At 69.4% G+C, this 12,036-nt stretch carries 9 protein-coding genes; 3 read left to right on the forward strand and 6 right to left on the reverse strand.

From position 1 onward, the window contains the following. Positions 1 to 59 precede the first annotated feature (59 nt). A complete protein-coding gene (locus WMF46_RS10770; protein ID WP_437985527.1) occupies positions 60 to 2,864 on the forward strand; it encodes a hypothetical protein in 2,805 nt (934 codons plus the stop codon). Between the two features lie 98 nt (positions 2,865 to 2,962). On the opposite strand, the gene WMF46_RS10775 is transcribed toward WMF46_RS10770, so the two are convergent. Together WMF46_RS10775 and WMF46_RS10780 are read right to left on the reverse strand one after the other, a co-directional pair. Continuing rightward, on the reverse strand, positions 2,963 to 3,529 hold the full coding sequence (locus WMF46_RS10775) for a hypothetical protein (RefSeq protein ID WP_437985528.1): 567 nt from the start codon (positions 3,527 to 3,529) through the stop codon (positions 2,963 to 2,965). Between the two features lie 44 nt (positions 3,530 to 3,573). Further along, entirely contained in the window at positions 3,574 to 4,731 is a 1,158-nt protein-coding gene (locus WMF46_RS10780) for a hypothetical protein (RefSeq protein ID WP_437985529.1), read from the reverse strand. A 341-nt stretch (positions 4,732 to 5,072) separates the two neighbouring features. Between WMF46_RS10780 and WMF46_RS10785 the strand changes: the two genes are divergently transcribed. Together WMF46_RS10785 and WMF46_RS10790 are read left to right on the forward strand one after the other, a co-directional pair. Further along, positions 5,073 to 5,852: a hypothetical protein gene (locus WMF46_RS10785; RefSeq protein WP_437985530.1), complete on the forward strand. Its 780-nt coding sequence runs from the start codon at positions 5,073 to 5,075 to the stop codon at positions 5,850 to 5,852. A gap of 142 nt (positions 5,853 to 5,994) precedes the next feature. Then, positions 5,995 to 7,389, forward strand: a complete 1,395-nt coding sequence (locus WMF46_RS10790; protein WP_437985531.1) for a DUF2252 domain-containing protein — start codon at positions 5,995 to 5,997, stop codon at positions 7,387 to 7,389. A gap of 101 nt (positions 7,390 to 7,490) precedes the next feature. Here WMF46_RS10790 and WMF46_RS10795 read toward each other — a convergent pair whose 3' ends face one another. The 4 genes from WMF46_RS10795 to WMF46_RS10810 form a co-directional block, all read right to left on the reverse strand. Next, positions 7,491 to 8,048 carry a hypothetical protein gene (locus WMF46_RS10795; RefSeq protein ID WP_437985532.1) on the reverse strand — a complete coding sequence of 186 codons (558 nt, stop codon included), beginning with the start codon at positions 8,046 to 8,048 and terminating at the stop codon, positions 7,491 to 7,493. Between the two features lie 73 nt (positions 8,049 to 8,121). Then, positions 8,122 to 9,240, reverse strand: a complete 1,119-nt coding sequence (locus WMF46_RS10800; RefSeq protein WP_437985533.1) for a hypothetical protein — start codon at positions 9,238 to 9,240, stop codon at positions 8,122 to 8,124. Positions 9,241 to 9,551: 311 nt separating this feature from the next. Then, complete coding sequence (locus WMF46_RS10805; protein WP_437985534.1) at positions 9,552 to 10,496, reverse strand: AraC family transcriptional regulator; 945 nt, start codon at positions 10,494 to 10,496, stop codon at positions 9,552 to 9,554. Positions 10,497 to 10,702: 206 nt separating this feature from the next. Then, the gene (locus tag WMF46_RS10810) at positions 10,703 to 12,007 is read right to left on the reverse strand and encodes a hypothetical protein (protein WP_437985535.1); all 1,305 of its coding nucleotides are present in this window, start codon (positions 12,005 to 12,007) and stop codon (positions 10,703 to 10,705) included. Between the last annotated feature and the right edge of the window lie 29 nt (positions 12,008 to 12,036).

A 12,036-nucleotide genomic window follows, 5' to 3' on the forward strand; every position in this document is an offset into this window, starting at 1 on the left:
TATCGTCTGCTTGCCATTCGAAATCAGTTGAGGAGAACCCCACTCATCGGAGGTGACTCATGGCCTCGTACTTTGTCGTGCGCGATGTCCTCTCCCGTCTCGTGGCGGCGTCGGCGCTGCTCGTCGCCCTCGCGGCCGGCCGATCCGCCGAGGCGGCGTCGTCTTTCACCCTCTTCGAGAGCGGCCATGTGCGTCCGCTCGCGCTCTCGCCCGACGGAAAGCTGCTATTCGCCGTGAACACGCCCGACAACCACCTCGAGGTGTATCGGGTCAAGGATCAGGGTATCGAGCACCGCGCCTCCATCCCCGTCGGCCTCGAGCCGGTGGCCGTGGCGGCGCGGAGCGATACCGAGGTCTGGGTCGTCAACCACCTGTCGGACAGCGTGAGCGTCGTCGAGCTGACCCAGGGGGCGCGCTCGGGCCGGGTCGTGCGGACGCTGCTCGTGGGCGACGAGCCGCGGGATATCGTGTTTGCTGGTCCTGGAAGGCGCCGCGCGTTCATCACGACGGCGCACCGCGGACAGAACATCCCGTTCGATCCTCAGCTCACGACCCCGGGCGTGGGCCGGGCGGACGTATGGGTCTTCGACGCTGATCGCCTCGGGCCGACGCTCGCCGGCGCGCCCCTCACCATCGTCACGCTGTTCAGCGATACCCCGAGGGCGCTGGCGGTGACGCCGGACGGCAGCAAGGTGTATGCGGCGGCCTTCCACTCCGGGAACCGCACAACCGCGATCCACGAGGGTTTGATCCCGAACGGCGGAGAGGCGGCGGGGGGCGTGCCCGGGCCGGCCACCAACGCGGAGGGGATCCCGCATCCGGAGACGGGGCTCATCGTCAAGTTCAATGGTTCCCACTGGGTCGACGAGCTGAACCGCGTCTGGGACAGCTCCGTCCGGCTCTCGCTGCCCGACAAGGACGTGTTCGTCATCGACGCGAACGCGAGCCCGCCGAGGCAGCTGCCCGGCGCCGCCGGGTTCTACACCGGCGTCGGCACCATCCTCTACAACATGGTGGTGAACCCGGTCAGCGGGAAGGTGTACGTGTCGAACACCGAGGCAGGGAACGAGAAGCGCTTCGAGGGGCCCGGGATCTTCGCCGGCCAGACGGTACGAGGTCACCTGCACGAGAGCAGGATCACCGTCCTCGGCCTGGCGGGCAGCGTCACGCCGAGGCACCTCAACAAACACATCGATTATGACGCCTGCTGCGCCCCGGTCCCGAACGCCGAGAACCAGAAGAGCCTCGCCCTCCCGCAGCAGATGGCCGTCACGAGCGACGGCAAGACGCTGTACGTGGCGACGATAGGCTCGTCCAAGATCGGGGTGTTCAGCACCGCCGCCCTGGAGAACGACACCTTCGTGCCGAGCGCCTCCAGGCAGATCCCGGTGCCCGGCGGCGGCCCGACGGGGCTTTTGCTCGACGAGGCGCGGCGGCGCCTGTACACGATCACGCGTTTCGACAACGCGATCTCGATCCTCAGCACGACGACCAGGTCCGAGATCGCGCACGTGCCGATGCACAACCCGGAGCCGCCGAGCGTGGTCGCCGGCCGCCGGTTCCTCTACGACGCGTCGTTCGAGTCGAGCCACGGCGACTCGTCGTGCGCGAGCTGCCATGTCTACGGCGATTTCGACAGCCTGTCCTGGGATCTCGGCAATCCGGACGGGTTGGTCGCCGACATCCCGGGGCCGTTCGAGTCACACCCCCTCGATTTCGGGATACCCGACACCCACCACCCGATGAAGGGGCCGATGACGACGCAGAGCCTCCGCGGGATGGCGAACCACGGGCCCATGCACTGGCGCGGCGATCGCACCGGGGGCGACGACGAGCCGAGCGCGCACCCGGACAGCGGGACGTTCGACGAGGTGACGGCGTTCCTGGAGTTCCAGGCCGCGTTCCCGGATCTCCTGGGGAGGAGCGAGCTTATCCCCGAGGCCGACATGCGGGCGTTCGCCGATTTCATCCTGCAGGTCACCTATCCGCCCAACCCGAACCGGGCGCTCGACAACTCGCTCACTCCGGCGCAGCAGGCCGGGCGCAGCTTCTTCTTCAACAACGTGTCCGACTTCAGCGAGGAGGGCACCTGCGTCTCGTGCCATGTGCTCGACCGCCACGCGAACGAGGAGTTCGGCGTCGATGCGCCGGGCTTCTTCGGCGGCGATGGCCGGTACACGTTCGACCTGGAGACCGAGGCCTTCAAATCGCCGCACTTCCGCAATCTGTACCAGAAGGTCGGCATGTTCGGGATGGCGAACAACGAGCTCTTCCCGGGCAGCGACGCGCACCTGGGCGACCAGGTCCGCGGCTTCGGCTTCAACAACGAAGGGGGCGTCCCGACGCTCTTCCGCTTCGTGAGCTCGGCGACCCCCGACATGGGGTTCAACCAGTCTCCGCTCACCCCGGGCGGGTTCCCGCCGGGGCCGGAGGGGGACGTGATGCGGCGCGAGGTGGAGCAGTTCCTGCTCGCGTTCGACAGCAACCTGGCGCCGATCGTCGGGCAGCAGGTGACGCTCACCCGCCACAACGCGGCCGCGGTCGGGCCGAGGATCGATCTGCTCCGCGCGCGGGCTGATGCAGGGGAGTGTGATCTGGTGGTCAAGGGATCACACGACCATGAGGCGGCGGGGTTCCTGTACGTCGGCGCGGGCCTGTTCGTCGGCGACCGGCTCTGCGACGCGCCGATCCGCGACGCGGCGCTGCGGCACCGGGCCTCGCGCAACCGGGGCGAGCTCACGTACACGTGCGCGCCGCCGGGATCGGGGGTGCGGATCGGGCTCGATCGCGACGGCGACGGCTTCCGCGACGGCGACGAGGAAGACGAGGGCAGCGACCCGGCAGACCCGTCGAGCACGCCCTGAGGGTCGCGCTCCGCCCCTCGCTCGCGCGACTGCCCACATGACGGAAGCGCTGCTCGTCGCTCGGCGTGGCCCGGCGACGAGCAGCGCGAGGGGCGGCGCTACCCCGCCGGCCGGAGCCGGAACGCGCCGCAGTCGGGGTGTTCGATGCGTCCGGCGAAGAGCGAGCCGTCGAACGCGAGGTCGCCCTTCATGCCCACGGTGACGTAGTTGGGCGGGCGCTCGAGCCAGGCGCCGGGCGAGAACGATGCCGTCCGCGTCTCGGCGTCGTAGCGGCCGCTCATGAGGTATTTGCCGGCGGCGCCGGAGTCGGCATGATGAAAGCCGAACACGGCCTTGATCCTGTCGCCCTTGACCTCCAGGATCCGGAACGTCATCTCGGTCGTGCCCTGCGGGCAGTCGTAATCGCCGATCCAGGTGCGTGTCCGCTCGAACGGGTTGTCGCCGGGGAATTCCTCCGGCACCCAGCCGTCGGCCGCCGTTATCGCCGCCGCCGGGGGCGGATCCTGGAGGACGATGTAGACCGTCTCGGCGGCGGGCGGCGGCTCCGGCGCGCGCGGCTCGGCCAGCGTGGGCGCGGGGCCGCACCCGGCCAGCAGGAGGGCCGCGCATGCGGCGCGGCGCAGGGCCGAGCGCCGTCGGGGGGCGGGGGCGTTCGCGGTACCCATACGCGGGAGGGTACCATGGGAGAGGGCCGAGCGCGGAGCGTGCTTCAGCGGCGGCAGCCGATGCGCTCGGTCGCGACGACGACATCGTCGTAGAGGATGGTGTGTGTGTCGGAGACGGTCATGCCGAGCTCTTCCATCTCCGCCCGCCGGCGAGCGTCGGAGTCGCGCTCGTAATAGGCGTCGAGCATGAATTTCTTGAAGCGCACGTCATCGCTCGATCGGAAGTCGAAGCCACCGAACGGCTCGGGCTGGGTGCACGCGCTGAAGTCGCACCCTCCCGTGTGGAACTGGGCGCGGAGCCAGGTGCCGTCGGGGTAGCCGGGGCGGTAGTCGCCGATCGCCACGCCGTCGATCCAGAACGCGAGCGCGCCGTCGCTCTGGCCGACCGTGTTGGCGCGTGCGTGCATCTCGACGCAGAACCAGCGGTCGCGCGGGAACGACGCTTGATCCGGCGGCTGAAAGACATTCCCGTAGTAGTATGTCGTGCCTTGATCGCCGGCGCAGCCAGGGGTGGCGGTCCCGTCGTTGCAGCGCCCGGAGCGCATCTTGTACCAGTAGGCGTAGAAGTTGAAGACGTCGTCGGTTGTCGTATCGAAGTCGAACCAGAAGCCGTCGTCTCCGGCCGGCACCGTGTTCGCGAGGCCGCTGCTGTCCCAGCTCTCGGTGCCCGCCGCCATGCGCACCCAGTGGTGCGGGTTCGGGGCGAGCTCGGGGAAGCGCACATGGAAGCGCCAGTAGAGCGCGTCGACGCGCTCATGGGTGACCCACGTGGACGACGAGATGTACGTCTCCTCCGCCAGATCGGCGGTCGTCACGGTCGAGCGGAGGTAGCCCTGCCCGGCGTGGGCTGTGGCCGGGTCGGTCTCGATATGAAGGTAGCGCGTGTCGGCGGTGGGCCCGTCCCAGCGCCCCCAGCCTTGCTCGAAGTCGTCGTGGAAGAGCACGGCGGGGTCACCGGCGAGCCCCACGTCGTCCGGGTAGCGCTCGCTCAGCGTGCCGGACGGCAGCACCGGCCCGTCGCCGCCGCCCCCGCCGCCATCGCTCGTTCCGCCGCCCCCGCCGCCATCGTTCGCTCCGCCGCCGGCGGGGTGCGGCGAGGGCACGTCAGGCCCTGAGCCGCCGTCGCCGCCGGAGCCCGGCGTGGAGTCGCAGGCGGCGAGCAACAGCGCGATCACCAGGGGAAATTGCAGAGGATTCTTCATCCTTCCAAGCTATCCGCAGCTCCGCCGCCTGCGCGAGCGCCCGAGGAAAAAATGCGGAAGACCCGGTGGCGGGCGGTGTAGGTTCGCTGTCCGACGAGCCGCGCTCAGGAGCAGGCCGCCCCTGCTGCTATCGGAGAAACTCCGGATCTTGCAGGCCTGTGTTCGCGCTGAAAGCGCTTGACAGAACGAGGACGGGTTGGTTGACCTTCCGCCAGGAATCGCGACCATGAGGTCAGCGCCAGCCGGGCTGTCGGACTGAGGGCGAGCGCCCAGGCCGGCGCCGCGGCAACATGCTCCGTCTTCGCGACGGCGAAGCGCCGTGATTGAAGCGAGGTGCGTCGATGCCCGTGCCTGGACCGCTCGATCGAATTCCGCTCTGGTTGCTCCTGGGGATCGTGATCGTGCTCCTGGTGCTCGCCGTCGAGGGCGGCTATCGGCTGGGAGGATACCGGCTGCGCCGGTCCGAGGGGGAGGCCGGGGCCCACGTGCTCGCCCTGGTCACAACCACGATGGGCCTGCTGGCGCTCGTCCTGGCGTTCACGTTCGGCTTTGCGGCGACCCGCTTCGAGGCGAGGAAACATATGGTCGTCGACGAGGCCAACGCCATCGAGACGACCTACCTGCGCGCCGGCCTGCTCCCCGGCGACCGCGGCGCGAAGGTCCGCGCGCTGCTGCGTGACTACGTGGCGTCGCGTCTGGAGGGGGTGAGGCTCGGCAACGTCGAGCAAGCGGTGCGGCGCTCGGAGGAGCTGCACCGGGAGCTCTGGAAAGAGGCGGAGACCGCCGGACGAGACCACCCCAGCTCGCCCGTCGTGGCGCTCTTCATCGAGTCGCTGAACCGGACGATAGAACTCCACACGACGCGCGTCAACGTGGCCATCCGGAGCGGTATTCCAGGGGTCCTGTGGGCGGCGCTCTTCGCGGTCGCGATCCTGAACCTGATGGCGGTCGGTTATCACGCCGGTCTGGTCAAGACGCGCCGGTCCCCCACGGTCGCGACGCTGGTCATGAGCCTCTCGGTCGTCATGCTGCTGACCGCCGACCTCGATCGCCCGCAGGAGGGGGCTCTGCAGGTGAGCCAGCAGGCCTTGAACGATCTGCGGCGAACGATGGGCGATTGAACATCCCTCGTGCGTCTGGCGGACGTGCGAGGATCTGAACGGCGCGTCCCGCACGGCCGCGGGACGTTGAACGCCGAGGGAGGGACGGAAGACGGAGATGGTCACACTCGATGGATCATCCACGGTTACGGGGGAGTGGGCGATGCCGCACCTCTCCGCCGAGGAGCATGCGGCTCGCGGCAAGGCGGAGCGCGCGGAGATCCCACGTGCCGCGCACGCGAACTGGGAGGCGCTGCCCTACCGGCCCGATCCGATCGCGCTTCTGGAGGAGCAAGCGAAGACCCGCGTGCCAGAGCTCGTGCCGATCCGCTACGGCCGGATGCTGGTCTCCCCGTTCACGTTTTACCGGGGCGCAGCGTGCGTGATGGCCTCCGATCTGGCCGCCGCGGCGCGCTCGGGCCTGAGGGCGCAGCTCTGCGGCGACGCGCACCTCTCGAACTTCGGGGTGTTCGGATCCCCCGAGCGCCGCATGGTATTCGACATCAACGACTTCGACGAGACGCTCCCGGGACCGTGGGACTGGGACGTGAAGCGGCTGGCTGCCAGCATGGAGCTGGCCGGGCGCGACAACGGCTTCTCGAAGGCGGCGCGGTCCGACATCGTCCTGACGACGGTCCGCGCGTACCGCGAGGCGATGCGGAGCTTCGCGGCGCTCCGCAACCTCGACGTCTGGTACGCGAGCCTCGACATCCAGCAGATCCTCGACCGGTTCCGCTCGCAGGTGGGCCGCGAGCGCCTGAACGCCACCGAGCGCAACGTCGCGAAGGCTCGGACGAAGGACAGCATCCAGGCTTACGAGAAGCTGACCCGCGAGGTGGGTGGCCGGCGGCGAATCATCAGCGATCCTCCCCTGATCGTCCCGATGGAGGATTTCGTGAAGGGCGTGGACCGCGAGCAGCTCGAGCAGCAGGTGCGCGAGATCCTGCGCGGCTATCGAAGCACCCTCCAGGCCGATCGGCGGCACGTGCTGGAGGGGTACAACTTCGCGGACATGGCCCACAAGGTCGTCGGGGTCGGGAGCGTCGGCGCGCGGGCCTGGATCATCCTGCTGTTCGGCCGTGACGAGGAGGACCCGCTCTTCCTGCAGGCGAAGGAGGCGCAAGCGTCGGTCCTCGAGCGGTTCCTCGGCAAGAGCGCGTACCCCAACAGCGGCCAGCGCGTTGTGGCGGGCCAGCGGCTGATGCAGGCCGCGAGCGACATCTTCCTCGGCTGGCAGCGCGTGAAGGGCGCCGACGGGATCGAGCGCGACTTCTACGTGCGCCAGCTGCGCGACTGGAAGTTCTCGGTGGACATCGCCGCGCTGGATCGGGTCCTCTTGACGACGTACGGCGGCCTCTGCGGCTGGACTTTGGCGCGCGCACACGCACGCTCGGGCGATCGGATCGCGATCGCGGCTTACCTCGGGAAGGCAGACACCTTCGACAAGGCGATCGCCGCGTTCTCGATCGCCTACGCCGATCAGACCGAGCGCGACCACCAGGCGCTGGCGGCCGCGGTGAAGAGCGGGCGCATCCAGGCCGCGGACGAACGCGAATGAATCGTCCGCTTCGTGGAGCGCCGCGCCGCTCTGCTCGACAAGCAATCTGCAGACCCGAGGGCAATCCGTGTACCGGCAGCAGTGGCCGAGAGGTTGTGCATCTAGCGAGACGCGCGACGTAGAACGGTGAACCCACAAGCCGCGCCAGCGGCCACTGGAAGCGCGAGAAACGCGTACCACACGAAGGGTGCGACGTCCTCCGAAAGCAACCGCGAAAGCTCGCGCAGCAGCGGCGGCGAGTGCTCGAGCGCGACGACCAACAGGGGAGCCATGGTCGTGGCCCCGAGGATCGCGCCTAGCAGAGTCAACGCGGGGCGCCTGCCGCCGCCGGCGAGGGAGTCGCCGAAAAGCCAGACGAGGACGGCTACCGCCGTTGGTACCAGCAAGACCGGCAGGAAGGCGAGCGCCAAGCCGGCGGCTTCTTGCCGGAAATCAAGGAGCTCGATCGCGATAAGAGTCTCCGCAACGGCCGCTGGCCCGCCAAGTAGGCCAGCCAGGACGAAAGCGCCGACACGGGCGGCGGAGCCGGTGGCACGCTTCGGAAACACCGAGTACGCGCCAATCGCGAGGGCAATGTTGATGGCGGCGGCGATCCCTGCCGGTACTCGATACGAGTTCGCGAGTTCGAAGAAAAACCGCAGAGGCTCGAGAGCTTTCATCGATCGCCCTTTACTAGTCGACCCAACGACCTGTCGGTCTGTCGCGGCCCGAAGCGCGCGTGATGCGGATAGTTCATCTCTGCGCCGCGCGGATGTGTGCGAGTGCGTCGAGCATCGTGTCGAAGATGCAGGCCGGACTGACAGACATGGCGCAAAGATGGTCATCTGCACCAGGTGATCGAATCCACGCGGTGGGCCCGCTCCGCTGGACGAGGGGGGCGAGGAATGGATGGAAATAGGTGCCCATCGATCGGAAGTTCGAGAAGTCGACGATGAGGGGCTCATCCGCAGGGATGGCAGAGAGCACCTCGCGAAGGGCGTCGGCCACATCGGGGCTCCAGCCCAGACGCCCGAAAATCCGGAGAATACGCGGCGGTCCCGACTGCACTTTGACCGGGAGCCCCGAGCCACGAAGGTAGCCGAACAGGTTCTCCAGCGCTGCTACACTCCCGGGAAGGCGAGCGCGTTCCCACGCCGCTTCGAAGAGGAGCCTGGCGAGCTGGACGCCAGGACCACTGCTCGCCACATGAACATTGAAGTCGTGCTGGAGGCCGTCGCGGAAGCACCCTGCGACCCTCAACCCGTCGAGCGCCCGGGCTTCTCGCTCCGGACTGTCGACCGAAATTGCCCCGATCTTGCGCCAAAGCTCCACGGCATCCTCCGCGCGCACGACAACCTGCTCCTGGTGAACTGCGAGAGCGTCTGGCAGTCGCTCGGCAGGGAGGCTGTTCGCAAAATCGGGGTCCCAGGCGAGGTAGGCGGAGCGCCAGAGGCTGGCGCTGGCCGCCGTGATCGAGAGCACGGTCCGGTCGTCGTCAAGGACGAGGGAGAGAGCGGCCTCCGGGTCGAACGAGGGCTGGTAGACAACCTGGACGAGCTTGTCGACGGTGGCAGACGCGGCGTCGCCGAACTTCACGCCGAGGACGCCGGCCACGGTCTCTCCGCGATATCCATGAAAGAGGATCGGCAAGACGGCCGCCGTGTTGACGAGCCTCACGCTCCCCTGCTGCATGTGCGCGCGCGAGTAGCGGAGCTTACCCTTCTCCAAGGCCGAGAGCTCTCCACCGACCGATTCGAACAGCGCGGCCGCCAGCACGTAGTTCTTCTCCGCGAACATTCGCCCGGCGAGCCGCCGCCGATCCTCGGCAGGCAGCGCTGAATATCCATCCTCGTACGCCGACGGCTCGCTCATCCGATCTGATCCATTGCAAATGGCGCCTGCGCCTGCCCGTCAGCCACTGCGCTCCACGGTTGCTTGTCGGCCCGACGAGTCGTCGACTGGTCCACCGAAGCCGGCGGACCAGGTCTGTGCATTCGAACGTTTCCGGTGACCTTTCGCATCGAGGATCTCACCAGCGGCGCCGCGCCGCAAGCGCGAGCGCTGTCCAGCGCCGTAGGGTGCGTTGGCAAGAGCTGCAGGTCGGCCTGGCGACGCGGCGGCTCACCCATGTGGCATCTTGGCTCGCGAGGCAGCCGCGGACGCCGTCCCGGGCTCGCCCGCGCTCACGTCCCTTGATGGCCCGCAGTCCCCTTCGCGCCCCGGAGCTCGCGCGGAGGGCAGCCGAACCAGCGCCGGAACGCGTGGCTGAACGCGGTCGTGTCCGAGAAGCCGAGCCGGAGCGCCGTCTCGGTCACGCTGCTCCTCGCCAGCAGGTCGGCCGCGCGGTCGCGGCGCACCTCCTCGACAAGCTTCCGAAAGCTCGTCCGCTCGACCTCCAGGCGCCGGCGCAGCGTCCGCTCCGTCGTGCCGAGGGAGCGAGCCACGTCGTCCAGCGTCGGGAGCCCGCCCTCGGCGCTCGCGAGCGCGCGGACGAGCTGGTGCCGCACGCCGTCCGCGATCGACGGCGGCGCGAGCTGCTCGCAGAGGGCGCTCACGCTCCGGCACAGGTACTCCCATAACCTCTGGTTCGCGCCCGCAGGCACCATGTCGAGGACCTCGCGGCGGAACACCATCCCGTCCCAGGGCGCGTCGAACCGCACGGGGCAACGGAAGAACTCCACGTGCGCAGTCCGGCGCGGCGGGGCCGCGTGGCGGAAGCTCACCTCCAGCGGCGTGAGGTCGTCGCCCGCCATCTGCCGCAGGCAGCCGAGGTTCTGCGCCAGCGCGGTCTCGTTGGAGAGGCGGTGCCCCAGCGTGAGCGGCCGCAGGCGATGCCACCGCACCTCGGCGCGCTTCGCGCTCTCGATCGCCTCCCATCGGCCCGAGTCGGTCAGGAGCGCGCTGTACCGCGCTGCGGTGCCGAGCGCATGCCGGATGGAGGGCGCGGTCATGAGCGCGAAGCCGAGCACATGGAGGTCCTCCACCGTCGCCCGCTGCGCGACGCGGATCGGCAGCGACGGGTCGTCCAGCGTTTGACCCAGATAGGTCCACAGATCGAGCAGCCGGTCGATCTCGATGCGCCGATCGGGATCGGCGGCGAGCGACGGCAGGCGCGCGGCGCGCTCCATCGCGCCCAGCCGGATGCCGTCGCGGAGCCCTAAGTCGACGACCAGCCTGGCCACGGACGTCATCACGGTGGGCAGCGGGCGGTGCATGCGCCCGGGATCATGCAGGATCCGCACCGACGGTCGCTCGCCGGTGCTCGCCGCGGCGCGAGATCGCGGCGGGGCGAGCGCGCTCTGGCGCGCCGATCAGGGCGCAGGTACCGCGGGCGTCAGGGGCTGGTGAAGCCGAGGAGCCCGTGGCCGACGACGATGGTCGTGATGTTCGGAGGCAGGGAGGGGGCGTTCGTGGGGCCCGCCCATCCTTCGCGCATCAGCGCCGTCCGGATGCGCGAGATCGGGGAGACCTGGTGGGCCTCCTGGAGCAGCTTCATCGCCTCGGCCGGGATCGTCAGCGTGCCATCACCTCCCAGCGCGACGCATTGAATCTCGACCTGCTTGCGCGCGGGCGGGGGCATCGCGAACGGCGACGCGCCCTCGACGTCGCCGTCCGTGCTGGTGAGGCGCACGAGCGTGGCCTGCGCCGGCCCGCAGCTGCCCCCCGGGCCGCCGCAGCCGAGCGTCAATGGGCTGCCGTCGAGCGGCACCGCGACGAGGGCGGCCGCCGACGCCGTGTCGGGCGTGAACGCCTCGCCGGCCACGATGGGCGCGCTGTCGGGGAAGTCGAAGGCCATCTCGCCGCCGGGCGAGATGCCCACGACGACCTCGTCGCCGCCCTCGATCGGGTCGACGGGGTTGTTCGGAACGGGCCCCGCCCCGGCGAGCACGGTGTACTCGGCCGCGAAGGCTTCCTCCGCCGCGCCCTGGTTGACCACGATCGCCGTCGTGCTCGACTCCACGGCGACGATGGGGAACGCGCCCTGGTTCTTCGCGTTCGCCGCGCCGGTGACGCGCAGGTAACGACCGACATCCGCTGCGGAGAAGGTCGCGCCCTCGATCGTGTAGGCCGCGGTCCCCGTCTGCCCCGGAGCGACGCTCGCCTGTCCGGCCCCCGTCGACGTCGGGCACGCATAACCCGAGCCAGCAAAGCGGCACGCGAGGGGCCCGCCTTCGAGGCCGGCAATCGTGATCACCCCCTGATCCGTCAGCGCCGGCGGCGGATTGTCCTGTGTGTCGTAGACCCACGCCCTGCACCCTTCGATTTCCCCGGGCATCTGCTCGTAAGCGGGAGGCGTGGAGGGGGTGAACAGGACTTGCACCGTGAGGCCGTGGCCCGCCTGCGGCGCGCCTTGAATCGATACATCCTGGATCGAGATGATCCCGCTGTGCGTCGCGACCGGGCAGCGGACCGAGCCGCCTTCACCGGAGCTCGAGGAGCCGCCCTCACCGGAGCTCGAGGAGCCGCCTTCACCGGAGCTCGACGAGCTGCCTTCACCGGCGCTCGACGAGCCGCCCTCGCCGGAGGCCGACGAGCCGCCGTGCCCAGCGCTCGTCGAGCTGCCGCCGGCGCCATCATCATCATCCGACATGGGGCAGCCCCCTGCGACCGCGAGGGTGGTGGCGAGCGCGAGGGCCATTGAGCCCCTCCTTGAATTTTGCGAGAGTT

The sequence above is a fragment of the Sorangium sp. So ce117 genome, from assembly GCF_051524395.1.
In the GTDB taxonomy this organism is placed as follows: Bacteria; Myxococcota_A; Polyangia; order Polyangiales; family Polyangiaceae; genus Sorangium; species Sorangium cellulosum_B.

Excerpts from the sequence above, each read along its gene's own strand:
- WMF46_RS10770 (WP_437985527.1), top strand. The coding sequence starts at position 60 with ATGGCCTCGTACTTTGTCGTGCGCGATGTCCTCTCCCGTCTCGTGGCG.
- WMF46_RS10775 (WP_437985528.1), bottom strand. The coding sequence starts at position 3,529 with ATGGGTACCGCGAACGCCCCCGCCCCCCGACGGCGCTCGGCCCTGCGC.
- WMF46_RS10780 (WP_437985529.1), bottom strand. The coding sequence starts at position 4,731 with ATGAAGAATCCTCTGCAATTTCCCCTGGTGATCGCGCTGTTGCTCGCC.
- WMF46_RS10785 (WP_437985530.1), top strand. The coding sequence starts at position 5,073 with ATGCCCGTGCCTGGACCGCTCGATCGAATTCCGCTCTGGTTGCTCCTG.
- WMF46_RS10790 (WP_437985531.1), top strand. The coding sequence starts at position 5,995 with ATGCCGCACCTCTCCGCCGAGGAGCATGCGGCTCGCGGCAAGGCGGAG.
- WMF46_RS10795 (WP_437985532.1), bottom strand. The coding sequence starts at position 8,048 with ATGAAAGCTCTCGAGCCTCTGCGGTTTTTCTTCGAACTCGCGAACTCG.
- WMF46_RS10800 (WP_437985533.1), bottom strand. The coding sequence starts at position 9,240 with ATGAGCGAGCCGTCGGCGTACGAGGATGGATATTCAGCGCTGCCTGCC.
- WMF46_RS10805 (WP_437985534.1), bottom strand. The coding sequence starts at position 10,496 with ATGGAGCGCGCCGCGCGCCTGCCGTCGCTCGCCGCCGATCCCGATCGG.
- WMF46_RS10810 (WP_437985535.1), bottom strand. The coding sequence starts at position 12,007 with ATGGCCCTCGCGCTCGCCACCACCCTCGCGGTCGCAGGGGGCTGCCCC.